Origin of the sequence: Gluconobacter sphaericus, from assembly GCF_016757795.1 — a bacterium.
GTDB classification, from domain to species: Bacteria; Pseudomonadota; Alphaproteobacteria; order Acetobacterales; family Acetobacteraceae; genus Gluconobacter; species Gluconobacter sphaericus.
The window spans coordinates 1,080,604-1,104,165 of sequence record NZ_CP068419.1; the positions used below are offsets into that span (position 1 = coordinate 1,080,604).

Below are 23,562 nucleotides of genomic sequence, written 5' to 3' on the forward strand. Positions count from 1 at the left end.
CTGGAGCGGGGCCCGTCCCCGCTCACCCCTCCAGGGTCGCCACCAGCAGCGCGACAATGTCTTCCAGACGCACACGATCCGCTTCGGTAAAGCGGTCCTTCACCGGGCTGTCGATATCCAGCACGCCCACAAGCGCTCCCCCCGCCACGACCGGCAGCACGATTTCCGACTCCGATGCTGCATCACAGGCAATGTGGCCGGGAAACGCATGGACGTCCGGGACCACGAGTGTCTCGCGGTTCTGCGCGACCGTCCCGCAGACGCCCCGGCCCAGCGGAATGCGCGTGCACGCCAGCCGCCCCTGAAATGGCCCCAACACAAGCTGCTTTTCAGCCTCTTTCCAGAGATAGAACCCTGCCCAGTTGATCTGTGGCAGGGCTTCGAACAGCAGGGCCGCGATATTAGCCATATTGGCGATCATGTCCGTCTCGGTCGACACGACAGACCGCACCATCGGAACAAGTTCGTCCACGTTCAGACGGTGAATGGGAGCGCTCATGAAAATCAGTCCTCAGGAAACGGGAAAACAGATCCCCATTCTAGGACAGACCGGAAAAGACGTAAAAGACCGTGCCATATATGAAAACTATTCGTTTCCCGTAATGCTCTCGACCCTGCGAGAATTATTAGAAATAATTCACAAGATACAAAAACAGTTTCCTCAAAAATGGAGGGTTCTAAAAGAAGCCGGTCCTTTCGTCTGAAAGATCCTTTCCATGATCCTGACTTCCCAGACCATGCCCCAGATCCCGGAGTCCGTCTTGACCTCTCCTTATGATCGGGAGAGCGTGACGGCCGGTATCGTCCATCTCAGTGTCGGCAATTTCCATCGTGCCCATCAGGCCGTCTACACGGACCACGCACTGGCCCTTCCAGGGCAGTCCGACTGGGGCATCGTGGGCATGGGCCTGATGGACCTTCCCGGCGAAGTGGCAAAGGCCGAGGCCCTGCACGCACAGGACGGCCTCTACACCCTGCGCACCTGCCCGCCGAACCGGCCCGATACGGTCCGCGTCGTCAAGTCTCTGATCGAATACATCCATGCCCCCGTCGACCGCAAAGCCGCTCTGAAGCGCCTGACGGACCCCGCGATCCGCATCGTCAGCCTGACCATCACCGAAGGGGGCTATTACATGGACGAGGCGGGCCGGTTCATGACCGAACACCCCACCATCGCCGAAGACCTGCACCGCCCGATCCCGCAGACGGCCTTCGGTATGATGACCGAGGCCCTGCGCCAGCGCCGAGACGCCGGGATCGCACCCTTCACCATCCTGTCCTGCGACAACGTGCCTGCAAATGGCGATGTCGCCCGCAATGCCGTGCTGTCCTTCGCCCGTCTGCGGGACGCGGAACTGGCGGCGTGGATCGAAGCTGAAGTGGCCTTCCCGTCCTGCATGGTCGATCGCATCACCCCGGCCGTTCACCCCGCCGACGTGGCGCGCCTCAATACCCAGAGCGGCATCGAAGACCGCGTTCCGGTTTTCTGCGAAGACTTCATTCAGTGGGTCGTGGAAGACAATTTCCCCGCCGGACGCCCGGCCTGGGAACAGATCGGCGTCCTGTTCACGGACGATGTCGAACCTTACGAACAGGTCAAGCTGCGGATGCTGAACGCATCCCATTCCATGCTGGCTCTGCCCGGCGTGCTGATGGGATACCGGCTGGTCGATGAAGCAATGGGCGACGAACATCTCGCTGCCCTGCTGGAGCAGTTCCTGCGCCACGACGTCGCACCACAACTAACGGCCCCTCCGGGCATCGGCCTATCGGACTATGCAGCCCTACTTCTGGAGCGGTTCCGCAACCATGCGGTCAGCGACCAGCTGCTGCGCATCACGTCCGACAGTACATCCAAGCTGCCGGTCTTCCTGCGCGCCACGGCGGAAGACATCCTAAAAAACGCTCAGGACCCGCGCCGGATCGCCTTCGTCCTCGCCTGCTATTGCGCCTATCTGATGGGCCGCGATGACCTGCAGGTCAGTTTCGCCGTCACCGAACCCCGCCTGAGCGCCGACGACCGTGCTCTGGCGCTGGACCCGAACCCGGCCAAGGCGCTGGAGATGAGCGTATTTTCTGGATGGGGTCTTGAAGACTCCGCCGAGTTCCTCACGCGCTTCATCCAGACCCGTGAAGACCTGAAAACACGCGGCACAGCAGCCGTCCTGAAGGATCTGGTAGCAAACGTCTGAAAGTTTTTGGGTTCCGCCTTTTTTCAAAAAGGCGGAGTTCTTTGAAGCTTTTTGAAAAAAGCGTCACCAAAAACTTTTATCCAAATCAGTCCGAGACGCGGGCGATATCGGCACCGCAGGCGGCGAGCTTGCGGTCCACGCCTTCATAGCCCCGGTCCAGATGATAGATGCGGCTGAGCTGCGTCTCGCCTTCCGCTGCCAGACCCGCGAGAATCAGCGAGAAGGACGCCCGCAGATCGGTCGCCATGACGGGCGCACCCGACAGCTTCGACACGCCACGGATGATGGCCGAGCGGCCATGCACGTTCACGCGCGCGCCCATCCGATTGAGTTCGGGAACATGCATGAAGCGGTTCTCGAAGATCGTCTCGGTGATCATGGACGCCCCTTCCGCCACGGACAGCATCGCCATGAACTGCGCCTGCATATCCGTCGGGAAGCCGGGATATGGCTCGGTCATGATGTCCACGCCCTGAAGCGTCCCGCTGCGACGGACCCGCAGGCCGCGCGCCTCTTCCATAACCTCGACGCCCGTTTCTTCCAGCGTGCGGATCACCGCGCCCAGATCATCGGCCCGTCCGCCCACGAGCAGCAGATCGCCGCCCGTGATACCAGCCGCGCAGGCATAGGTGCCGCACTCGATGCGGTCAGGCATGACGGCGTAATGCGCGCCGTGCAGCTTCTCCACACCGTCAATGACCAGCGTGCCCGAGCCTTCGCCCGTGATCTGCGCACCCATCGCGTTGAGGCAATGCACCAGATCGCTAATTTCCGGCTCACGCGCGGCGTTGACGATATGGGTGCGCCCCTTCGCCAGCGTCGCGGCCATCAGCAGGTTCTCGGTCGCGCCCACGCTGGCGAACGGCAGGATGATCCGGTCACCCTTCAGCCCGTCCGGAGCAGTCGCATTGATATAGCCGTTTTCCAGCCGGATCACGGCGCCGAGCGTCTCAAGCCCCTTGAGATGCATGTCGACCGGGCGCGTGCCGATGGCGCAGCCACCGGGCAGCGAGACCTTCGCCTCACGCGCCCGCGCCAGAAGCGGGCCGAGAACCAGAATGGAAGCGCGCATCTTGGAGACGATGTCATACGGCGCCTCGACGGAGCCGATTTCGCCGCCGATGGACAGCGTGCGCGGCCCGGCATCCTCGACAGTGATGCCCAGCCCCAGCAGCAGATCGCGCATCGTCTGGATATCCGCAATGCCCGGCACATTGGACAGCACCAGCCGCTCGGACGTCAGAAGCCCGGCGACCATGAGCTTGAGGCCGGAGTTCTTGGCCCCCCCGATCTCGATTTCGCCAGTCAGGCGGCGGCCACCGCGAATGATGAAACGGTCCATGGTGCGATCCTTGAGAACTGGGCTTTAGAGGCGAGGCGTGGTGACGCCGGACTGGCGCATGTATTTTCCAGCACGGTCGGCATAACTGACCTCACAAGGGCTGGCACCCTGGAAAAACAGGAACTGGCAGATGCCCTCGTTCGCGTAAATTCGCGCAGGCAGCGGTGTGGTGTTGCTGATCTCGATCGTGACCTGGCCTTCCCATTCCGGCTCAAGCGGCGTGACATTCACGATGATGCCGCAGCGCGCATAGGTGGACTTTCCGAGGCACACCACCAGCGTGTCACGCGGAATACGGAAATACTCGACCGTATGCGCCAGCGCGAAGCTGTTGGGCGGGATGGTGATGTCCCCGGTGCGGGTCACGAAACTGTTGGACGCAAAATTCTTCGGATCGACGATGGCACTGTCAACATCAGTGAAGATCTTGAAGTCCGACGCCACACGCGCGTCGTAGCCATAGGACGACAAACCGTAGGAAATGACGCCTTCACGCTTCTGGGCTTCGACGAAAGGCTCGATCATGCCTTTATCCCGCGCCATCTGGCGGATCCATGTGTCGGGCATGATAGGCATGAAAGCACTCCTGAACGGGGACGGTAAAATCGCCCTGTACGTCTAATCCACCTGCTCTAGCGAGCGATAGGCGATCACGCAATGTGTCGGATCAGTCATTTTTCGTGAGTGTCTGTTGCGAACGGCCCAGCAGGGCTTCCAGCCATTGCGGACGCAGTTCGCTGGTCAATACGCCACCCACGATCAACATGGCCCCCAGTAGCGTCGCCGGTGGCAGACTATCCCCCGCCAGCCAGCCAACAAGGCCGCCCCACACCGGCTCTCCGGCATAGATCACCGCAGCCTTGGTCGGCGCGACGGATTTCTGCGCCCAGTTCATCACCACCTGCACCAGAGCGCTCAGCCCACCCAGCGCCAGCGCGCAACCGAACCAGACCCATGAGAACACCGGAAGCGCCTCCCCCGAAACGGGGACCATAAGCCCCGCAAACAGGCTTCCAGCCAGCAGCTGCATGACCGTCACGCGCAGACTGTCTACACCCTGGGCATAAAGACTGATGAGGACGATCTCAACTGCAATGGCGATCGCCGCAAACAGCGTCAGCAGATCCCCGCGCCCGAAGGACAGCGACAGCGCCGCCGGTCCCGCCAGACAGACCAGACCAGCAAACGCCAACGCAATCCCAAGCCAGCTCATCAGATGTGGCGGCTTGCGCAGAAACGCCCACTGAAAAATCGGCACCAGCGGCACGTAAAGCGCCGTGATGAAGGCGGAACGGCTGCTGGTGATGTCGTGCAGGCCCGCGCTCTGCAATACATAGCCGGTCGCGAGTGCAATCCCGATCAGCGTACCAGCGCGCACTTCGCGCCAGTTGAAATCCAGCAGTTTCCGCCCGGCCAGAAACCCGACGAACACCGCAGCCATCATGAAACGGACGAAAACGAAAAAGCGTGGCCCGCAATGCTGCATGGCGATATGCAGCACAAGGAATGTCCCGCCCCACAGAACGGTCACGCCTGTCAGCGCCAGTTCCTGCGCCGTGGGAAGGGGAAAACTACGTTTCACAGAAGCTCAGCGCTCATCAGTGGGGGATGAAGCCGCGTCACCCTGCGGCCGGGCACGTTGCTGCTGTTTGCGGCGCATCAGGTTCGCCCGGAGCGCCTTGGCCTCCCGGCTTTCCCGCTCTTCCTTCGCGGCCGCAGCGCGGTCTCGAATGATCTGCTCCGTGGGTTTTCCGTCCTTACTGGTCATGGCTGTGTTCCTCGAATGTCGTCCGCAGACGGGTGCCCAGAAGCTCGTCATAAACGCCCAGCGTGCGGGCCTGCATCAGCGTCGTCGTATAGTTGGCGATGGCATGGGCGCGGGCCTTTTCCGCCAGCCAGTCCAGAGCGTCTTCACCTGTTTCCAGAACGCTTTTCAGCGCGCCCGCAAGAGCTTCCGCATCATCCGGCGGCACAACCAGCCCCGTCTCGCCGGGCAGGATCGTCTCCATCATCGCACCCTGTGCGGTACCAATCACCGGGCAGCCCATCATCTGCGCTTCCACCAGTGTGCGTCCAAACGGCTCAGGCCGGAGCGAGGGCGCCACAACGACGCTTGCCAGCTCACACGCCGCAGGCATGTCAGCGCAGGTTCCGGCGAACCGAACATGGTCTTCAAGCCCGAGTTCCTGCACCCGCTGTTGCAGCCTACGGGAAAACTTCCGGTCGTTCTCCGGGCCTGCCAGAACACAGATCCATCCCGTGTCCATCTTCGAGCGCAGCAGACCCAGCGCCTCAAGCAGAACGCCCTGACCTTTCCATGCCGTCAGCCGCGCGGGCATGAGAATGATTTTTGCGTCCGCAGGCACACGCCAGGCATCAGCCAGTTTCTGCACGCGCTCACCGGAAATCGCACCGGGTGTAAACTCCCGCAGATCCGCACCACGCGGAATGACGCGCAGACGGCTTTCCGGCACGGCGTATTCACTACGCAGACGGCGGCCGATGAACTCGGAAATGGCAATGACCCGCGCGCCGCGCGCCAGCACAGAATTATAGAGCTTTTTGCCCCGCCATTTCGCCTCATGCACGCCGTGCCATGTCGTCACGAGCGGAATGTTTTCACGGCGACAGGCGATCCATGCCGCCCAGGCTGGAATCCGGGAGCGTGCATGGACCAGATCCACACCTTCGTTGCGGATGAGCGTCTGAAGATCCCGCGCCCGACGCAACACGGCGACAGGGGATTTTGTCTTCAGGTCCAGTTCGATATGTCGCCCGCCCGCATGACGCAGCTGTACCAGAAGCCGCCCCGGGCGCGAGGCAACAAGTGCCGTACCCCCTCCCTGCGTGATTGCCGCCGCGATCTCTACAGCCCCGCGCTCCAGACCGCCGGTGCCCAGTGCCGGAAGAACCTGAAGAATAACGGGGGAGCGGTCGGTCATGATGGTTCTTCGGGGCCTGTTCCAGAAAGAGTATTTTCAGACGAAAATAGCCTGTAGCCGGGTCTGCATCCCCTTCCCACCCGAAAAATGGAAAAACCGCTCCCAGAAACAACAAAGGGGTGGCTCCCGTGCCATTTCCGGCACGAAAACCACCCCTCAGGCTGGCCAGGGGCCTCAGCCCCCGGTTTCTCAGCCCTTGCGGATCAACCCTTGTGATCGGGCAGAGCGTAAACGACCAACTGATCGCTGACCGGCGTCATCATGAAGTGATGACCGCCAGCCATGATGGCGACGTACTGATGACCATTGGCCTCGTAGGTCATCGGGTTGGCCTGACCGCCGCCCGGCAGGACCGCACTCCAAACCACCTTGCCCGTATGCTCGTCGATGGCACGGATCTGATTATCCGTAGCCGCACCGATGAACACCAGACCGCCAGCCGTCACGACCGAACCACCATTGTTCGGTGTGCCGATTTCCCAAGGCAGACCCGTCGGCAGACCCCACGGACCATTGGCACGGGCCGTTCCGAGCGGATGCTGCCACAGCACCTTCTGACCATGCTTCATGTCGATAGCCGTGATCATGCCATAGGGCGGACGGTTGCACATCATACCCGTGTACTGATCCCAGAACGGAGTTACGACAATGCCATAAGGCGTACCGTCCATCGCGCCATTACCTTCGGCGCCACCGCCACCCGGCTTGTAATGCGGGTCGTCGATCGGCATCAGGCCCAACTGGTCGGCCTTCTTGCGGGTCACGAGCTGGTCATACATCGGGGTGATGTTCCAGTTCGCGATCAGGATGCCGCTATTGGGATCATAGGACATGGAGCCCCAGTCACTGCCGCCGTTATAGCCGGGATATTCGATCCAGGGTTTGTCGACGCTCGGAGGCGTGAACTCGCCCACATAATTGGCACGGCGGAACTTGATGCGGCAGAAAAGCTGGTCGATGGGGGACATGCCCCACATGTCCTTCTCCTTCAGATCCGGGACCCGAAGGGCAGGCATTCCGGTGGACCAGGGCTGCGTTGGAGAGCGCGGATCACCTGGAATTACACCGGGTGACGGAGCAGGACGCTCTTCCACCGGCAGGATTGGCTTGCCGTCACGACGGTCGAGCACGAAGGTCTGTCCGCGTTTCGTCGGCATGATGAGCGCCGGAACGGTCTGTCCGTCAGGGCCTGGCATATCCATCAGCGTAGCCTGCGAACCGATATCGTAGTCCCAGACATCCTTGTGGGCGGTCTGGAAGACCCAGCGCGGAGAACCCGTCTTGACGTCAAGGGCGACGACCGCCGAGGACACCTTGTTTTCTTCAGGGCTACGCAGAGCACTGTAATAATCCGAAGCCGAGTTGCCGGTCGGGACATAGACGAGGCCCAGCGCATTGTCGCCGGTCATTGCAGCCCAGGAGTTCGGCGTACCGCGGCTATAGTGGTTGTTGCCGGTTGGCTGACTGTGGTCGTTGGGGCGGTTCACGTCCCATGCCCACAGGAATTTTCCGGTCTCGGCATCGTACCCGCGGATCACACCTGACGGGGCCCAGCGACGTTGGCCGTCGAGAACCTCATGGTTGACCACCGCGACGCCATTCACGATTGGTGGAGGAGTTGTCATGGACACGAAACCGGGAACAGATTCGCCCATGCCCTGCATCAGGTTCACCTGACCGTCATGGCCGAAGGTCGGGCAGAGATTGCCAGTCGCAGCATCGACCTCGATCAGACGCATGTCGAGCGTGCTTTCGAGAATACGGTTGTGGCACGGCTGACCCTCCGGCACCTGCGAAGACGTGAAGTACGTCACGCCTTTGCACGCAGCAGTATAGGGAATCGCCTCATATCGCTCGTGGATGTTGTGACGCCAGATTTCTTTACCCGTTGTCGGGTCGAGCTTCATGATGTCATTCTGGGCCGAACACATATAGAGGCCGTCACCCACCTTGATCGGCGTGGTTTCGGCAGCCCATTTGTTCGTCTGGCCCGGCCGCGGATAGCTGCCGGTATGATAGACAAAGGCAACCTTGAGCTGATCGGCGTTCTGCGGCGTGATCTCTGACAGCGGCGAGTAGCGCATCTGGCTGTCGTCATGACCGTAGGCAGCCCAGTCTCCCGAGGCGGGGCTGGCGCTCTGCTGCGGGGCCATCTGAGGAACATCGTTCGGATCCATGGACCCGATATCCGGCAGGTTGGCCGCGTTCACACCCGGTGCCTGAGGCGCATAGGGGGACGGACCGGCAAAGCGGCTCTTCGCGGCTGGCGTGTTCTCGGTCGGCTCGAAGGAATTATCGCTGCTGGGGTCAGGAACGGAGGAGGTGGGCGAACCACCGCTGCCTGCGGGAGCGAACTGGGCGTTGGCGGCCAGCGGTGCACAGGCCAGCGTGGCACAGGCAACTGTAGCGAGAAGATGGGATCTGCGCATCAGACGGCTCCCCTCAGGGTACGGCGGGTTTCCATCCGGCGAAGAACAGGAATGGTGAGGGCGACAAGGATACCCAGCAGCGTTGGGCCGAAAGCGCGCGGGAGAAGGTCAACGGGGCTGAAGCCCACTTCCCACAAGGACCAGACCCAGGTGTAGGCCAGTGCGCCCAGATACAGGTAAGCGCCCAGCGCCCGCCCCATGACCATGAAAACACCGCCAGCCACCAGCAGAATACCACAGATAACGTAATAGACAGAGCCGCCCAGCATCGCGAGGTCGCCCCCTGCGATCACGAAGTACAGCCCCACCAGAATAATGACACCCCCCAGGAGCAGCGTGAGCCACTCGGTCAGGGTTCTGTTGCCATAAGTATTTGGCATAGGTGAAAGCCTCCAGAGCTGAAAGTCTGGACGGTAAGTCCAGACTTTCATGAAAGCTACGGTTCTTTTTCAATATTTTGAATATAATTCTAACAAAACCGTGTAATTATATGGTTCCATTTCAATGAATTCAAATACACGTTATATTTATTACCCGGCCGGGATTGTTACAACCGCCCCTGCCGTATGGTTTGTCGCCGCGAGGGCCGCAAGAACCTGCACCATCGTAAAGGCCAGTTTGCTCTGGAAATCACGATCGCTAATCCAGAACCAGGTATTATTGTAACTGACCGCGGCATAGCGGGAATCCGGCTCTTCCCGGCTCGAATGGATCACGACTTCCGGACGGTTTTCGATCCCGACCTGCCCGATCGTGGGAGGCGTACGGCCGCTCTTGATGTCGTCTTCCGGCACCTCGACCTCGTAGGCGAGCTGCGTCAGCATTGCGAGCATCGAGCGCGTGAGAATAGCGATCTGTCCCGGATGTTTGGGATAAGGACCGTAAACGATTTCCGCCTCCTCGGCTCCCGGGTCGAGATGTAGCAGACGGCGCACCTCGGCCTGGATCGCCAGAAGGTTACTATCAGATGTCGAGGTCAGGACCAGATAGGAGCGCTCGGTGCCCGTACTACTGCCCCCGCTGCCATTGCTGTCGGACTTGCCGCCGTTTTTCTTGCTGTCCGGCGAGGGCGGAGCCTCGCTCGTGATCCGGATGGTCATGGCCCCCTGGATCTGAAGCTGCCGCAGGTCATGCAAAAGCAGATAGAAACGGACCGAGCCACCCCCAGACGGCCCTGCGCCAAGCCCGCGGACGTTGGAAAGTCCATCAATGGACTGTGCCGTCAGGCGCAGCAGCGTGTCGATCGGCAACCCACCGAGGCTAAGCGGCATGATGACCGTCGGCGAGATCGGCCGGACCACGTTCTCAGCATATTGCTGCCCCGTCACCGGCTGATAGGTGAAAGTCGGGCTCTCACCCAGGGACATGGTTCCCGTACCGAACAAGTAATTCCCGACCGCCGTCGCCGGATAGGCATAAAAGCCGCCGCTGATGCTCTTGGAAACGCTGTAGCCCGCAATCACCTGCGTCGTATCAAGGAACGTCGGCGGATCGGCATAACGCAGCCGAACGATGTTCAACAACATCTCGTGCTTCTGGGTATCGCCCAGCGCACGGGAGTATTCAAGCTGATCGTTCCGCAGTTTCCCGGGCCCCATCGGACCACATGCAGAGAGACCGGTTGCGGAGAAAACGGCCAGGGCAGCCATCAGCGTGGCACGAAAGTAAGGATGATTCGGCATGGCTGTCTGAAGACTGTCCCATTGGCAGATAAAGCGGAAGGCCCAACCTTACTAGAGGCGGATGGTCATATCTAAAACAGCCATCTTCCCTTCAGACGGGCGTGAAGCGAACATTCTCGACGAAATGTGTCGTCCAAGTGCTTGAAACGCTTTCCAGCCTTGCCTAGATCAGTAGTCGGAACACAGGCCCGTGAGGGTCTGGATACGTCAATAGGGTTCGATCCGGTGCCTCACAGGGCCGGACCGGACCGCTGAGAGGACTGAATTTACATGAGCAAAGTCATTGGTATTGACCTTGGTACGACGAACTCCTGCGTCGCCGTACGCGAGGGTGACGAAACCAAGGTCATCGAAAACAGCGAAGGTGCTCGCACGACGCCGTCCATGGTCGCTTTCACCGACAACGGTGAGCGTCTCGTCGGACAGGCCGCGAAGCGTCAGGCTGTCACCAACCCCGCCAACACGCTTTATGCCGTCAAGCGCCTGATCGGCCGTCGTTACGATGATCCGACCGTCCAGAAGGACAAGGAAATGGTGCCGTACGGCATCGTTCGTGGCGATAACGGCGACGCATGGGTTGAAGCACGGGGCGAGAAGTATGCTCCGTCGCAGATCGCTGCCTATGTTCTGGGCAAGATGAAGGAAACCGCCGAAAGCTATCTCGGCGAGACCGTCTCCCAGGCTGTCATCACGGTTCCGGCTTACTTTAACGACGCCCAGCGTCAGGCCACCCGTGACGCCGGCAAAATCGCTGGCCTCGAAGTCCTGCGTATCATCAACGAGCCGACCGCAGCAGCCCTCGCCTATGGCCTTGGCAAGCGCGATTCCGGCACGGTGGCCGTGTATGACCTTGGTGGTGGTACGTTCGACGTCTCCATCCTCGAGATCTCCGACGGCGTGATCGAAGTGAAGTCCACAAACGGTGATACGTTCCTGGGTGGTGAAGACTTCGACAACCGCATCATCGGGTTCCTGGCCGACGAGTTCAAGAAGGACCAGGGCATCGACCTGCGTGGTGACAAGCTTGCCCTGCAGCGCCTGAAGGAAGCTGCCGAGAAGGCGAAGATCGAGCTGTCCTCCTCCAAGGAGACCGAGATCAACCTGCCGTTCATCACGGCGGACGCTTCGGGTCCGAAGCATCTCGTCGTCAAGCTGTCCCGCGCCAAGCTGGAGAGCCTGGTCGATGATCTGGTGCAGCGTACGCTCGGCCCGTGCCGTGCAGCCATCAAGGATGCGTCCGTCTCCCCGAACGAGATCGACGAAGTCATCCTCGTTGGCGGTATGACCCGTATGCCGAAGGTCATCGAGACGGTTAAGGAATTTTTCGGTAAGGAGCCGGCCCGCAACGTCAATCCTGACGAAGTGGTCGCCATCGGTGCCGCCGTTCAGGGCGCTGTCCTGAAGGGTGACGTCAAAGACGTCCTGCTCCTCGACGTGACGCCGCTGTCGCTGGGTATCGAGACGCTGGGTGGCGTGTTCACCCGTCTGATCGACCGTAACACGACGATTCCTACCAAGAAGAGCCAGACCTTCTCCACGGCCGAAGACAACCAGAACGCCGTGACCATCAAGGTCTATCAGGGCGAGCGTGAGATGGCGGCTGACAACAAGCTGCTGGGCAACTTCGACCTTCAGGGCATTGCTCCGGCGCCGCGTGGCGTGCCGCAGATCGAAGTGACCTTCGACATCGACGCCAACGGCATCGTGAACGTGTCCGCCAAGGACAAGGCCACGAACAAGGAACAGCAGATCAAGATCCAGGCCTCTGGCGGTCTGTCTGACTCCGACATCGATCGCATGGTCAAGGACGCGGAAGCCAATGCGACCGCCGACAAGGCCAAGCGTGAACTGGTTGAGCTGCGCAACAGCACGGAAAGCCTCATCCACCAGACCGAGAAGTCCATCACCGAAGGTGGCGACAAGGTTCCGGCGGCTGACAAGTCCGAAGCTGAGGCCGCCATCGCTGAGGCCCGCGAAGCTCTGGGTGGCGAAAACCTCGACGCCCTGAAGGCTGCCAGCGAGAAGCTGACGCAGGCTGCCATGAAGATTGGTCAGGCTGTCTATCAAGCCGGTCAGGGTGCTGAAGGTGCTGCTCCGGAAGCCGAGAAGAAGGACGACAACGTCGTCGACGCCGACTTCGAAGACCTCGAAGACGACCACAAGAAGAACTGATCGGGTGACTTTCCCGGATGGAGCGCGATGCTCCGTCCGGCCCTGTTTTCCGAGGGCGCCCGTTCCCGCAAGGGGGTGGGCGCCATTCTTGTTTTTCCGGCCCATAACAGGGACCGCCTTCCGGAACGCCCCCTAAGGACCGAACATGGCCATCAAAATCGACTATTACGAATCCCTTGAAGTCTCCCGCACGGCCTCGCCGGACGAGCTGAAAAAAGCCTTCCGCAAGCAGGCCATGCGTTATCATCCCGATCGCAATCCGGGTGATGACGCCGCCGAGCAGAAGTTCAAGGAAATCAACGAAGCCTATGATGTCCTGAAGGACGCGCAAAAACGTGCCGCCTATGACCAGTACGGCCATGATGCCTTCGAAGGTGGCATGGGCGGAATGGGAGGTGGCTTCGGCGGTGGTTTTGCCGGTGCGGGCGGCCTGGGCGACATCTTCGACCAGATGTTCGGGGATATGATGGGCGGTCGTCGGGGTGGTGGACGCCGGACCGGGGCGGATGTCCAGGTTCAGGTCGAAATCACGTTGATGGAAGCCTTCACGGGCGTGAAGAAGGATGTCGAAGTCCGCACCCGCGTGGCCTGCGAATCCTGTCACGGTTCGGGTTCGGCAGATCCGAAGGCTGGCAGCAGCACCTGCCCGACCTGTCATGGTGCGGGCAAAGTTCGTGCGCAGCAGGGCTTTTTCCTCGTCGAGCGTCCCTGCCCGACCTGTCATGGTTCAGGGCGGACCGTCGCCAACCCGTGCAAGGTCTGTCACGGTACGGGAACGCAGGCGAAGACCGAGACCATCAGCATCGACATCCCGGCCGGCGTCGAGGATGGCACCCGCATCCGCATGACGGGCAAGGGCGAAGCTGGTGGCGAAGGCGTTCAGCCGGGCGATCTGTATGTTCACGTCTCCGTCCTGTCGCATGACATTTTCCAGCGCGACGGCGCAAACATCTACTGCCGCGTTCCGCTGCGCATGACCCAGGCGGCTCTGGGCACGGAAGTAGAAGTACCCGTTGTAGATGGTGGGCGCAGCAAGGTCCGCATCCCCGCCGGAACCCAAACGGGCGAGACGTTCCGTCTGCGCGGCAAAGGTTTCTCGGTCCTGCGCTCCTCGGCCCGTGGGGACATGTATATTCAAGTCTCAGTCGAGACGCCGAGCCATCTGACGAAGCGCCAGCGCGAACTTCTTGAAGAATTCGAGAAGGAAGCCGGGGACGACCACGCCAAGGGCAGTCCGGAAAACAGTGGCTTCTTCGCCAAGGTCCGCGATTTCTTCGACGGCCGCTGATCTTTATCAGGCTCACGAAAAACCCCGCTGCCCTCTCCGAAGGCAGCGGGGTTTTTCTATGTCAGTTTTCCATATCAGGCAGCGTCAAAAATATCCTTCAGGGTCTTTTCCATCACCCCGGCATCCAGCGTTTTGCCCAGCCAATGCTCCACGCAGATCACACCCTGATTGACCAGCATGCCAAGCCCATCCAGCACGGTGCAGCCCTTGCCTTCCGCCTCGCGCAGTAGACGCGTTCTGGGCGGGTTCGGGATCACATCAGCAACGATCATATCTTTGCGTAGGGTCTCGATTTTCAAAGGCGGCATGGTTTCGGAATCGCCCAGACCGATCGAGGTCGCATTGATCAGGATGTCCACGTCTTCCGGCACGCTGGCATCACCGTCCCAGGCCTGAACATCCGCCTTGGCCGACGTGTTGTCCCTAACGAGGGCGGCGATGGTTTCGGCTTTCTTCGGATCGCGGTTCATGACGGTGATATGGGCGGCGGAGGCCAGCCCCAGTTCCACGGCGATGGCGCGCGCGGCCCCACCCGCCCCCAGAAGTAGAACCTTCTTGCCGGACGGGTCCGTGACCTCTTTGAGAGAAGCCAGAAAGCCCTTGCCGTCCGTATTGTCTCCGATCAGACGACCGTCGCGAATAGAGACGCAGTTCACAGCCCCGATGATCCGGGCAGATTCGGCCACTTCGTCGAGATACTCGAGCACCTTGACCTTGTGCGGCAGGGAACAGTTGAACCCGACCCATTCCATGGCCTTCGCACCCGCCACGGCGTCTTTCAGACCCTCGGCCTTGACGTCACAGTTGATGTAGCGCGCATCGATATCGTGATGTTGGTAGGCCGCCTCGATCATGGCGACGGTCGGATTGTCGTCGCACGGCGTCGAGAACGATCCCGTCAGGATGCTGCGGAAATTCTGCTGGCTCATGAGAGGCTCCTCGGATCTGTGCAGTCTTACGTTCACACGACATGACGCACGAGAGCACAGAAGGTCCACTCACATTCCGGAAATTCCCAATTTTCTGTCTTAGTCGTCGACGGGCGCAATCAGACCCAGAAGGGCCGCCTCACGCCCCGTCAGCAGGTCAGCGAGCGTATAGCCGTCCAGAACCGCCAGGAACGCGCCCAGCGCATCGCCCAGCACGCTACGCAGCACACAGGCCGGAGACAGCACGCAGGGCCGCCCATCCGTGCTGCTGCGGCCTTCGCAGTCCACCAGCGCCATGTCGTCTTCCGTAAAGCGCACGACCGCACCCACATTGATCTCCACAGCCGGACGCGCGAGTTCCAGACCGCCGCCACGCCCACGGACGGTCGTGACGAAACCACCCTGCCCCAAACGGTGCACGACCTTCACCAGATGATTCTCAGAAATGCGATAGGCCTGCGCAATCTCGCGGATGGAGACGCGGCGTGTCGGGTGGGCGCCCGAATGGTGGACGCCAAGATGGATCAGCACGCGCAGGGCGTAATCAGTGTGCAGTGTCAGGCGCATGACAACTCCTCTGCCAGATTGACAGGCACAGGTCACGTTTTTAAAGATGTATTTTACATACACCTTTTAGGGGACCGCTCATGTCCACTTCCGCTGACCGCAGCCTCACGCCTGAGACCATCGCCATCATCAAAGCGACCATCCCGGCACTCGAAGCCCATGGCGTAACCATCACGTCCGAAATGTACCGTCGCCTGCTGGCCGATCCCGCGATTGCAGAAATATTCGACCCCACACATCAGTCCACCGGAACACAGCCCCGGGCACTTGCCATGGCCGTGCTGGCCTATGCGAAGAACATCGACAATCTGGGTGTGCTGAGCGGGGCGGTCGAACGGATCGCGCAGAAACATGCCAGCCTCGAAATCCAGCCAGAGCATTATCCGCATGTCGCCACCGCCCTGCTTGGCGCGATTTCGGCTGTTCTGGGGGATGCCGCAACGCCGGAAATCCTTGACGCCTGGGGGAAGGCCTACTGGGCGCTTGCAGATATCCTGATCGGCCGTGAACATCAGCTTTACGACAGCAGCGCCCATGCGGAAGGCGGTTGGACGGGCTGGCGTCCGTTCCGCATTGCCCGTGCCGTGCCGGAATGTGTGAATGTCATGTCACTCGAACTGGAACCTGTGGACGGCAAGCCGCTCATCAGCGCTGTTCCGGGTCAGTATCTGGGTGTTGATCTGGACATTCCGGGCCATGGCCGGACACGCCGCAATTACAGCATTACCTCCAGCCCCAACCGTGCAGGCTATCGCATCAGCGTGCGTCATGTGCCGAACGGAATTGTCTCAGGCTGGCTGAACAGCACCGCCTGTGTCGGCACGGAGCTTCTGCTTTCACCGCCTGCGGGTAATTTCGTCCTACAGGAAAAAATCGAGGGACCGCTGGGCTTCATCTGCGCCGGGATCGGCATCACACCCATGATCGGAATGCTGGAAACATTGGCCGGACCTGACGTCACGACGCCTGTTCATGTCGTACAAATTGCCCATTCCTCCGAAACCGCGCCCTTCATGGCGCGTCTGGCGGAACTGTCCCACAACACGGCAGGGCGCATTCAGGTCGTGACGCGCCTGACTTCGGAAAACGGACACCCGACTGCCGCCTGGGTCGCAGAGCAGCTGCCGGATGGCGCCTCGGCCTATCTGTGCGGGCCGACAGGCTTCATGCGCGATATGGTGCAGGGCCTGCCGGGCGCCGGAGTTCCGTCCAATCGCCTGCGTTACGAGACGTTTGGACCGGATACCGGGGTAACGGACTGACTTTAAAGCGCGCTGGCCTTCTGTTCCGCGTCCGACAGGATGCGAGCACGGTCAGCACCACCATTGGTGGCAAGACCTTCGGCTTCAAGCACGGTGATGTCCGTAATGCCGATCATGGTGAAGACAGACTTCAGGTAGCTGAGTTGATGCTCGAAGGAGGCTGCGGGCGAACCTTCGCCATAGAGACCACCACGGGCTACGGCGAGCACGACCTTCTTGCCCTGGGCGAGACCTTCGATCCCGTTTGCGCCGTAGCGGAAAGTCTGGCCCGCGACCATGATACGGTCGATCCAGGATTTGAGCTGGCTGGGAATCGACAGATTGTACATCGGCACGCCAATGACGACGATGTCTGCCGCCTTGAAATCATTCAGTGCCTTTGCGCCGGCGAGCAGTTCGGGGCGGCCCGACACATCCGGCGTCAGCTCCTTGCCGAGCCATGACAGAGCTTCAACATCAAGATGCGGCAGCGGATCGCTGGCGAGATCGAGGGAGATGACCTCGACGGACGGGTTTTTCTTGCGGAACTGGGCGACAGCAGCGGCACTGACCTGACGGCTGGCGGAGCTGTCACCGAGAATGCTGGAATCGATGTGAAGAAGTTTCATTTTGATCTTTCCGGTTCCTGATCGTAACCAGCACCAGATAAAGAACCTTTGAACCCCGCCGCAAGAAGGCACATTCCGGAGCCATAGGCACATGGATGTTCGCGTCAGTGACACCGTTTCTCCCCTCAAGCCGTCCGCAGGGCCGAATACGGCACCTCTGGACTGCTCGCAGAACGAGGATGCCTGTGCCGTTATCCGCTCCATCCTTGCGCGCACAACGGACAAGTGGAGTATCCTGATCGTCAAATCGCTCGGACGCGGGCCGCACCGTTTCAGCGAACTACGCCGTGCGATCGACGGGATTTCGCAACGCATGCTGACGCTCACCCTGCGCAATCTGGAACGTGACGGCCTCGTCCTGCGGACCGTCACTCCGACGACTCCCCCGCGCGTGGACTATGAACTCACGACACTCGGGGAATCGCTCTGGACTCTGACGGAGGCCTTCGGTCAGTGGGCGCTGTCGAACCGTCCCGAGATCGAGGCGGCTCGCGCCCGCTTTGACGCCCGGCTTGACGCCGATCTCTGATCTTTTCGCACGCAAGGCCCACATTATGACCCAGATTTTCGCCCCCCGTATTGGTATTGCCGGCATCACGGGCCGACTTGGCACCTTTTGCGCCGAGGAAGCCGGAAACGCCCTCGCAGGCGGCCTGTCTCGCACAGCAGATGCCTCGCGCAACATCACGACCGACCCGGCCACGCTCGCGAAAAGCTGTGATGTAGTGATCGATGTCAGTCATGCTTCGACGGTCCCGGCCCACGCGACAGCCTTTGCGCAGGCCGGATGCGCGTGGGTTCTGGGAACGACCGGCCTCGATCAGGGCGCGCTGGATGCCGTGAACGCGGCAGCGCAGCATATTCCCGTCCTTCAGGCCGCCAATTTCTCACCTGCACTAACGCTGTTTCTGGAACTGGCTCGGCAGCTTGGCGCAGGACTGCCTGATTATGATGCAGAAATTCTCGAGGTTCATCATCGTCAGAAGCTGGACGCGCCATCCGGCACGGCACTGGCGATCGGAAAGGCCGTGGCGGAGGGGCGTAGAGTCGCGCTCGAAGACGTGGCCCGGACCGACCAGAACGGTCTGCGCCCGGACGGGGCGATCGGATTCGCGTCCCTGCGCGGCGGGCAGATCGTGGGCGAACATGACCTTGTCCTGATGGCGGCGGACGAACAGATCACCCTGTCCCACCGCGCACTGGACCGCAGGGTCTTCGCTAGAGGCGCCCTGCTCGCCGCAAAATGGCTCGCCGGACGCCCCGCAGGCCTCTACACAATGGCAGACGCGCTCAAACCCTGAACCTCAAACAGGGTGCAGGGATCAAGATCCCTGCCGGGCCCGGGCAGAGCCCGGACTCCCCCGATCAACCACCAGCGATCGGCAGATTCACACCCGTCATAAAGCTGGAATCATCCCCCAGCAGAAACGCCACCACACCAGGGATTTCGTTGATATCGCCATAGCGACGCATCGGCACGCTGCCGATCATCTGCTCGGCGACGATTTTGGGGTCGGTGGAGAAATACTGGCTTCCCACCTTGGCCTGAAGCTCGACCTGACGCTCCCACATGAAGCCGGGGCCCATGTAGCCGGGGCTGATGGCGTTCACGCGGATATTGTAGGGCGCAAGATCCAGCGCCGCCGTTTCGGTCAGGGCGATGATGGCCCCCTTGGACGCGCCATAAGCGGCCATGTTCGGCGGCCCCTTCACGCCCGCCATGCTGGCGGTGTTCACCACACGACCGTAATTCTGCGCGATCATGTGCCGCACGACAGCCTTGAGGACGTGAAATGCGCCGGTGACATTGATCGTCAGCACACGCGCAAAATCTTCGGACGGGTAATCCTGCACAGGCGCGAATGCGCCCTGATAACCAGCATTGTTGAACAGGAAATCGATTCTGCCAAAGTCCCGGACCACGGTGTCCACAGTCCCGGTCACGGCGTTTTCGGACGTAACGTCACAGATATAGGAGCGGGCTTCGACTCCCTTTTCCCGGACGGCGGCTTCTGCCTTTTCCAAAGCTTCGCGGTTCATGTCCAGCAGAGCAATGGCCGTCCCTTCCCCGGCCAGACGGAGGGCGGTCGCAAGACCGATATTGCCACCTGCGCCGGTGACCAGACAAACTTTACCGCTAAACTGATTCGACATTGCGAATGCCTCAAATTCCCTGTTTGCCCACAACCGTGCCCCTGACAGGCCATGCCGGTTACGGAGCTATAAACTCAGCATGAACGGTGTCGTTGAAAAATGAAACGGGGGCCTGCGCTCTCTTTTTTGTAATTTCAGGCTAATTTTCGGGACTTTTCCGCAGAAAACCGCGTTCAGACCTCACACGGCCCCTTGACCCTTGCGCCCAATTCCGCCAAGCCGTCCCCTCCCTGAATGCCACAGACCGCCTGCCAAGGCACACTGTGGCCCTTCTCACCACTCATTCCCTGCGAGGTCCCTGAGTGCGCAATCACGGCGATTTCCTTTTCACATCCGAGTCCGTTTCCGAAGGCCATCCCGACAAGGTGGCGGACCGCATTTCCGATACCGTTCTGGACGCCTATCTGCAGGCCGATCCGGAAGCGCGTGTTGCCTGTGAGACGCTGGTCACCACCAACCGCGTCGTCCTGGCCGGTGAAGTCCGCGGCCCCAAAGAGGTCGAGGACACGCTGATCGACCGCGCCCGTGAAGCCATCAAGGACATCGGCTACGACCAAGAAGGTTTCTCCTGGAAGAAAGCCGACATCACATCTTACCTGCACGCACAGTCCGCCGACATCGCTCAGGGCGTCGACAGTGCCGGTGACAAGGACGAAGGTGCTGGCGATCAGGGCATCATGTTCGGCTACGCCACGCGCGAGACCGAACACCTGATGCCTGCGCCGCTGTTCTATGCGCAGACGATCCTCGAGCGCATCCGCGACTACCGCAAGAGCGGCGACGCCCGCGGCGTCGGCCTTCTGCCGGATGCCAAGAGCCAGGTCACGCTGCGTTATGTCGACGGCAAGCCCGTTGGCGTCACGTCTGTCGTGATCTCCACGCAGCATGTCGAAGGCATGAGCCAGAACACGATCCGCGAAACCCTGCGCGACGTGGTCAACGGCATCCTTCCCGAAGGCTGGAACTGCCCGGAAGACGAGTTCTATGTGAACCCGACCGGCAACTTCGTCATCGGTGGGCCGGACGGCGACGCCGGCCTGACGGGCCGCAAGATCATCGTCGACACCTATGGTGGCGCAGCTCCGCATGGTGGTGGCGCATTCTCCGGCAAAGACCCCACGAAGGTGGACCGTTCGGCAGCCTATGCCGCACGTTATCTTGCCAAGAACGTCGTAGCCGCAGGCCTTGCCGACCGCTGCACGATCCAGCTCAGCTACGCCATCGGCGTGTCCAAGCCGCTCTCGGTCTATGTTGACCTCGACGGTACGGGCAAGGATGTGGACGAAGCCCGTCTGGGTGCGATCCTCAACGAGGTTGTGGACCTGTCCCCGCGCGGCATCCGCAAGCATCTGCGCCTGAACCGCCCGATCTATGTTCCGACTTCCGCTTACGGCCATTTCGGTCGTGCGCCGGATCCGGTTCTGGACAACTTCACCTGGGAGCAGACCGATCTGGTCACCACGCTGCGTGACGCCCTGAACCGGTAATCTGGCAGAAAAACCCTGGTCGAGTCTCTCAAACCCCAGCCGGAGCGGCTTTACGGCCGTCAACGCGGCCATCCGCTCCGGGCACGGCAGCAGCATCTTCTCGAGAAGGCGCTGCCCCGGCTTTCCTTCACCTCACCGGAGAATCCCGCTGCGGGATTCTCCGATGCGGTTTCGCGCGTTTTTCTCGAAATCGGTTTTGGCGGCGGCGAACATGCCATCGGCCAGTCCGAACTGAACCCGGATGTCGGTTATATCGCCTCCGAGGTCTTCGAGAATGGCCTGTGCTCCCTGCTTTCGCGGCTCGTCCCCGAAGGTGAGGAAGACTCGGCCACGCCGCCTCCCCATTTCCGTATCTGGGCCGAAGATGCCCGCCTGCTGCTCAAGGACATGCCTGACGCATGTCTGGACCGGGCGTATCTGATGTTCCCAGACCCGTGGCCCAAGGCCCGGCACGCCAAGCGCCGCTTTGTGCATCCGGAAAACATCAAGCAGATGCACCGCGTTCTGAAACCCGGCGCAATCTGGCGCGTCGCCAGTGACCATCCCGTCTATCAGGAGTGGGTCATGGACGTGATGAGCAAGCAGGATCTGTTCGATGCGCCGCCCCCGGCCAAGGAACGTCCCGAAGGCTGGTCGCCCACACGCTATGAGGCCAAGGCCTTCCGCGAGGGACGCGTGCCATTCTACTGGACCTTCACGCGCCGCCCCTGAAACCCATGCCAAGCCCCTCTGGCCCAGTTATTCAGCGAGTTTCCTGACATCATGACCCAAATCGAACGCGAAGAAATGGAATTCGATGTCGTGGTGGTCGGTGGCGGTCCCGCCGGTCTGTCCGCCGCGATCCGCCTGAAACAGCTGATGCCGGATGCGGGCGTCTGCCTGATCGAAAAAGGCAGCGAGATCGGCGCCCATATCGTGTCGGGCGCCGTCATCGAGCCGCGCACGCTCGATGAACTTCTGCCGAACTGGCACGATCTGGACGCCCCCCTGCGGACGCAGGTGACGGAAGAGCGGATGCTGTTCCTCACCGAAACGCGCTCCTTCGCCGTTCCTTATCTGGACCGCGTGATGCCGCAAATGGCCAATCACGGGAACTACGTCGTCTCGCTTGGTGAGGTCTGCCGCTGGCTCGGTGAGCAGGCCGAGGCTCTGGGCGTAGAAATCTATCCGGGTTTCTCGGGGGCGGAACTCTTCATCGAGAATGACCGTGTGGCTGGTGTGATTACGGGCGATATGGGCATCGAACGCAACGGCGAACACGGGCCGAACTTCACACCCGGCATGATCCTGCGCGCGAAGCAGACCATCCTGACCGAAGGAGCCCGCGGCTCCCTGACGGGCCACGCCATGAAGCGTTTCGGCCTGCGTAAGGGCGTCGATCCGCAAACCTATGGCCTCGGCGTCAAGGAAGTGTGGGAAATCCCGGCAGAAAAGCATCGCCCGGGCCTCGTACAGCACAGTTTCGGCTGGCCGCTCGATGATCATACCTATGGCGGCGCCTGGCTGTATCATTTCGGGGAAAATCTGGTCAGCTTCGGCTTCGTGACCGGCCTCGATTACGCCAACACCTATCTGTCGCCCTTCGAGGAAATGCAGCGCACAAAGCTGCATCCGGCCTTCCGGGAGCATTTCGAGGGCGGCAAGCGCCTGATTTACGGCGCGCGTGCCCTGTCCGAAGGTGGATTTCAGTCCATCCCGCGCCTGACCTTCCCGGGCGGTGTGCTGGCAGGTGATTCCGCGGGCTTCCTGAACGTGCCCAAGATCAAGGGCACGCATACGGCCATGAAGTCCGGCATGATCGCGGCTGAAGCCGTGGCAGAGGCTCTGGAAAAGGACAAAAAGGAAGCCGCCAGCATGACGGCCCGCGTTCGCCAGTCCTGGCTGTGGTCCGAACTGCGCGACGTCCGCAACATCCGCCCGGCTTTCGCGAAGTGGGGCATGAAGCTTGGCGCGATCTATGCCGGAATCGATAGCATGATTCTGCGCGGCCGTGCGCCTTGGACACTGCATCATCCGCATGCTGACAACGAAACGCTGCGTCCGGCCTCGCTGTGCACAAAGATCGAGTATCCCAAACCGGACGGGAAAATCACCTTTGATCGCGTCAGCTCGGTCTTTCTGAGCGGAACAAACCACGAGGAAAACCAGCCGGTTCACCTCAAGCTCCGCAACGAGGCCATCTGGCGCACCGTCAATCATGACGTGTTCGATTCGCCGGAGAGCCGCTACTGCCCGGCTGGTGTGTATGAACAGGAACAGAAAGGCGAAAACGCCTGGCAGCTTCGGATCAACGCCCAGAACTGCGTGCACTGCAAGACCTGCGACATCAAGGACCCGACACAGAATATCGACTGGTGCACGCCCGAAGGCGGCGGCGGTCCGAATTATCCAGTCGGAATGTAATTTTCTTCCCGCAAAAGGGCACGGCCAGAGCGGAATGTGACTTTTCCGGTCAGTCCCGCTACGGTGGCGGCCGTTTTTGTGGCGGCGACAGCAGCGAAAGATGAC

At 60.9% G+C, this 23,562-nt stretch carries 23 protein-coding genes; 10 read left to right on the forward strand and 13 right to left on the reverse strand.

From position 1 onward, the window contains the following. Positions 1-22: 22 nt before the first annotated feature. Entirely contained in the window at positions 23-499 is a 477-nt protein-coding gene (locus tag IGS75_RS05150) for a GAF domain-containing protein (protein WP_202257825.1), read from the reverse strand. Here IGS75_RS05150 and IGS75_RS05155 point away from each other — a divergent pair. Both IGS75_RS05155 and IGS75_RS05160 read left to right on the forward strand, forming a co-directional pair. Next, the gene (locus IGS75_RS05155) at positions 498-704 is read left to right on the forward strand and encodes a hypothetical protein (RefSeq protein WP_146861518.1); all 207 of its coding nucleotides are present in this window, start codon (positions 498-500) and stop codon (positions 702-704) included. The two genes, IGS75_RS05150 and IGS75_RS05155, sit on opposite strands and share 2 nt — an antisense overlap. A gap of 12 nt (positions 705-716) precedes the next feature. After that, a complete protein-coding gene (locus IGS75_RS05160) occupies positions 717-2,192 on the forward strand; it encodes a mannitol dehydrogenase family protein (RefSeq protein ID WP_202257826.1) in 1,476 nt (491 codons plus the stop codon). Between the two features lie 85 nt (positions 2,193-2,277). Here IGS75_RS05160 and murA read toward each other — a convergent pair whose 3' ends face one another. The 8 genes from murA to IGS75_RS05200 form a co-directional block, all read right to left on the reverse strand. Then, positions 2,278-3,534, reverse strand: a complete 1,257-nt coding sequence (gene murA, locus IGS75_RS05165; RefSeq protein ID WP_202257827.1) for a UDP-N-acetylglucosamine 1-carboxyvinyltransferase — start codon at positions 3,532-3,534, stop codon at positions 2,278-2,280. A gap of 24 nt (positions 3,535-3,558) precedes the next feature. Then, complete coding sequence (gene dcd, locus IGS75_RS05170) at positions 3,559-4,110, reverse strand: dCTP deaminase (RefSeq protein WP_202257828.1); 552 nt, start codon at positions 4,108-4,110, stop codon at positions 3,559-3,561. Between the two features lie 91 nt (positions 4,111-4,201). Then, positions 4,202-5,116, reverse strand: a complete 915-nt coding sequence (locus IGS75_RS05175; protein WP_202257829.1) for a DMT family transporter — start codon at positions 5,114-5,116, stop codon at positions 4,202-4,204. A 6-nt stretch (positions 5,117-5,122) separates the two neighbouring features. Then, positions 5,123-5,302 (reverse strand): hypothetical protein, encoded by a 180-nt coding sequence (locus tag IGS75_RS05180; RefSeq protein WP_202257830.1) that lies wholly within the window; start codon positions 5,300-5,302, stop codon positions 5,123-5,125. Further along, positions 5,292-6,476, reverse strand: a complete 1,185-nt coding sequence (locus tag IGS75_RS05185) for a glycosyltransferase family 4 protein (RefSeq protein WP_202257831.1) — start codon at positions 6,474-6,476, stop codon at positions 5,292-5,294. Before IGS75_RS05185 ends, IGS75_RS05180 begins: the two co-directional genes overlap by 11 nt. 203 nt (positions 6,477-6,679) lie before the next feature. Further along, the gene (locus IGS75_RS05190) at positions 6,680-8,905 is read right to left on the reverse strand and encodes a pyrroloquinoline quinone-dependent dehydrogenase (RefSeq protein WP_202257832.1); all 2,226 of its coding nucleotides are present in this window, start codon (positions 8,903-8,905) and stop codon (positions 6,680-6,682) included. Beyond that, positions 8,905-9,285 (reverse strand): glycerol dehydrogenase, encoded by a 381-nt coding sequence (locus IGS75_RS05195; RefSeq protein WP_202257833.1) that lies wholly within the window; start codon positions 9,283-9,285, stop codon positions 8,905-8,907. Before IGS75_RS05195 ends, IGS75_RS05190 begins: the two co-directional genes overlap by 1 nt. A 150-nt stretch (positions 9,286-9,435) precedes the next feature. Then, on the reverse strand, positions 9,436-10,587 hold the full coding sequence (locus IGS75_RS05200; RefSeq protein WP_174787591.1) for a hypothetical protein: 1,152 nt from the start codon (positions 10,585-10,587) through the stop codon (positions 9,436-9,438). Between the two features lie 270 nt (positions 10,588-10,857). Here IGS75_RS05200 and dnaK point away from each other — a divergent pair, with 270 nt between their 5' ends. After that, positions 10,858-12,759: a molecular chaperone DnaK gene (gene dnaK / locus IGS75_RS05205; protein ID WP_202257834.1), complete on the forward strand. Its 1,902-nt coding sequence runs from the start codon at positions 10,858-10,860 to the stop codon at positions 12,757-12,759. A gap of 145 nt (positions 12,760-12,904) precedes the next feature. Continuing rightward, complete coding sequence (gene dnaJ, locus IGS75_RS05210) at positions 12,905-14,047, forward strand: molecular chaperone DnaJ (protein WP_202257835.1); 1,143 nt, start codon at positions 12,905-12,907, stop codon at positions 14,045-14,047. Positions 14,048-14,121: 74 nt separating this feature from the next. On the opposite strand, the gene aroE is transcribed toward dnaJ, so the two are convergent. After that, positions 14,122-14,976, reverse strand: coding sequence for a shikimate dehydrogenase (gene aroE / locus IGS75_RS05215; protein WP_202257836.1), 855 nt, complete (start codon positions 14,974-14,976; stop codon positions 14,122-14,124). Between the two features lie 99 nt (positions 14,977-15,075). Next, positions 15,076-15,543 (reverse strand): RrF2 family transcriptional regulator, encoded by a 468-nt coding sequence (locus tag IGS75_RS05220; protein WP_202257837.1) that lies wholly within the window; start codon positions 15,541-15,543, stop codon positions 15,076-15,078. An 80-nt stretch (positions 15,544-15,623) separates the two neighbouring features. Here IGS75_RS05220 and IGS75_RS05225 point away from each other — a divergent pair, with 80 nt between their 5' ends. Continuing rightward, the gene (locus tag IGS75_RS05225; RefSeq protein ID WP_202257838.1) at positions 15,624-16,805 is read left to right on the forward strand and encodes a globin domain-containing protein; all 1,182 of its coding nucleotides are present in this window, start codon (positions 15,624-15,626) and stop codon (positions 16,803-16,805) included. Positions 16,806-16,807: 2 nt separating this feature from the next. Here IGS75_RS05225 and IGS75_RS05230 read toward each other — a convergent pair whose 3' ends face one another. Further along, positions 16,808-17,413 (reverse strand): FMN-dependent NADH-azoreductase, encoded by a 606-nt coding sequence (locus tag IGS75_RS05230; RefSeq protein ID WP_141353437.1) that lies wholly within the window; start codon positions 17,411-17,413, stop codon positions 16,808-16,810. Between the two features lie 91 nt (positions 17,414-17,504). Here IGS75_RS05230 and IGS75_RS05235 point away from each other — a divergent pair, with 91 nt between their 5' ends. Both IGS75_RS05235 and dapB read left to right on the forward strand, forming a co-directional pair. Further along, entirely contained in the window at positions 17,505-17,942 is a 438-nt protein-coding gene (locus IGS75_RS05235; protein ID WP_228123904.1) for a winged helix-turn-helix transcriptional regulator, read from the forward strand. A gap of 25 nt (positions 17,943-17,967) precedes the next feature. Continuing rightward, entirely contained in the window at positions 17,968-18,714 is a 747-nt protein-coding gene (gene dapB / locus IGS75_RS05240; RefSeq protein ID WP_141353435.1) for a 4-hydroxy-tetrahydrodipicolinate reductase, read from the forward strand. 64 nt (positions 18,715-18,778) lie between these two features. On the opposite strand, the gene IGS75_RS05245 is transcribed toward dapB, so the two are convergent. Further along, entirely contained in the window at positions 18,779-19,567 is a 789-nt protein-coding gene (locus tag IGS75_RS05245; protein WP_141353433.1) for an SDR family NAD(P)-dependent oxidoreductase, read from the reverse strand. Between the two features lie 302 nt (positions 19,568-19,869). On the opposite strand from IGS75_RS05245, the gene metK reads away from it, so the two are divergent. From metK to IGS75_RS05260, 3 genes are read left to right on the forward strand one after another with little or no spacing between them, the layout of a single operon-like run. Continuing rightward, the gene (gene metK / locus IGS75_RS05250) at positions 19,870-21,054 is read left to right on the forward strand and encodes a methionine adenosyltransferase (protein ID WP_202257839.1); all 1,185 of its coding nucleotides are present in this window, start codon (positions 19,870-19,872) and stop codon (positions 21,052-21,054) included. Between the two features lie 15 nt (positions 21,055-21,069). After that, positions 21,070-21,765: a tRNA (guanine(46)-N(7))-methyltransferase TrmB gene (trmB, locus tag IGS75_RS05255; protein ID WP_141353430.1), complete on the forward strand. Its 696-nt coding sequence runs from the start codon at positions 21,070-21,072 to the stop codon at positions 21,763-21,765. A gap of 51 nt (positions 21,766-21,816) precedes the next feature. Beyond that, the gene (locus IGS75_RS05260; protein WP_202257840.1) at positions 21,817-23,457 is read left to right on the forward strand and encodes an electron transfer flavoprotein-ubiquinone oxidoreductase; all 1,641 of its coding nucleotides are present in this window, start codon (positions 21,817-21,819) and stop codon (positions 23,455-23,457) included. Positions 23,458-23,562 lie beyond the last annotated feature (105 nt).

What these genes read in the sequence shown, in the direction of transcription:
- IGS75_RS05155 (WP_146861518.1), top strand. Translation starts at nt 498, where the DNA reads ATGAAAATCAGTCCTCAGGAAACGGGAAAACAGATCCCCATTCTAGGA.
- IGS75_RS05150 (WP_202257825.1), bottom strand. Translation starts at nt 499, where the DNA reads ATGAGCGCTCCCATTCACCGTCTGAACGTGGACGAACTTGTTCCGATG.
- IGS75_RS05160 (WP_202257826.1), top strand. Translation starts at nt 717, where the DNA reads ATGATCCTGACTTCCCAGACCATGCCCCAGATCCCGGAGTCCGTCTTG.
- murA (WP_202257827.1), bottom strand. Translation starts at nt 3,534, where the DNA reads ATGGACCGTTTCATCATTCGCGGTGGCCGCCGCCTGACTGGCGAAATC.
- dcd (WP_202257828.1), bottom strand. Translation starts at nt 4,110, where the DNA reads ATGCCTATCATGCCCGACACATGGATCCGCCAGATGGCGCGGGATAAA.
- IGS75_RS05180 (WP_202257830.1), bottom strand. Translation starts at nt 5,302, where the DNA reads ATGACCAGTAAGGACGGAAAACCCACGGAGCAGATCATTCGAGACCGC.
- IGS75_RS05185 (WP_202257831.1), bottom strand. Translation starts at nt 6,476, where the DNA reads ATGACCGACCGCTCCCCCGTTATTCTTCAGGTTCTTCCGGCACTGGGC.
- IGS75_RS05190 (WP_202257832.1), bottom strand. Translation starts at nt 8,905, where the DNA reads ATGCGCAGATCCCATCTTCTCGCTACAGTTGCCTGTGCCACGCTGGCC.
- IGS75_RS05195 (WP_202257833.1), bottom strand. Translation starts at nt 9,285, where the DNA reads ATGCCAAATACTTATGGCAACAGAACCCTGACCGAGTGGCTCACGCTG.
- IGS75_RS05200 (WP_174787591.1), bottom strand. Translation starts at nt 10,587, where the DNA reads ATGCCGAATCATCCTTACTTTCGTGCCACGCTGATGGCTGCCCTGGCC.
- dnaK (WP_202257834.1), top strand. Translation starts at nt 10,858, where the DNA reads ATGAGCAAAGTCATTGGTATTGACCTTGGTACGACGAACTCCTGCGTC.
- dnaJ (WP_202257835.1), top strand. Translation starts at nt 12,905, where the DNA reads ATGGCCATCAAAATCGACTATTACGAATCCCTTGAAGTCTCCCGCACG.
- aroE (WP_202257836.1), bottom strand. Translation starts at nt 14,976, where the DNA reads ATGAGCCAGCAGAATTTCCGCAGCATCCTGACGGGATCGTTCTCGACG.
- IGS75_RS05220 (WP_202257837.1), bottom strand. Translation starts at nt 15,543, where the DNA reads ATGCGCCTGACACTGCACACTGATTACGCCCTGCGCGTGCTGATCCAT.
- IGS75_RS05225 (WP_202257838.1), top strand. Translation starts at nt 15,624, where the DNA reads ATGTCCACTTCCGCTGACCGCAGCCTCACGCCTGAGACCATCGCCATC.
- IGS75_RS05230 (WP_141353437.1), bottom strand. Translation starts at nt 17,413, where the DNA reads ATGAAACTTCTTCACATCGATTCCAGCATTCTCGGTGACAGCTCCGCC.
- IGS75_RS05235 (WP_228123904.1), top strand. Translation starts at nt 17,505, where the DNA reads ATGGATGTTCGCGTCAGTGACACCGTTTCTCCCCTCAAGCCGTCCGCA.
- dapB (WP_141353435.1), top strand. Translation starts at nt 17,968, where the DNA reads ATGACCCAGATTTTCGCCCCCCGTATTGGTATTGCCGGCATCACGGGC.
- IGS75_RS05245 (WP_141353433.1), bottom strand. Translation starts at nt 19,567, where the DNA reads ATGTCGAATCAGTTTAGCGGTAAAGTTTGTCTGGTCACCGGCGCAGGT.
- IGS75_RS05260 (WP_202257840.1), top strand. Translation starts at nt 21,817, where the DNA reads ATGACCCAAATCGAACGCGAAGAAATGGAATTCGATGTCGTGGTGGTC.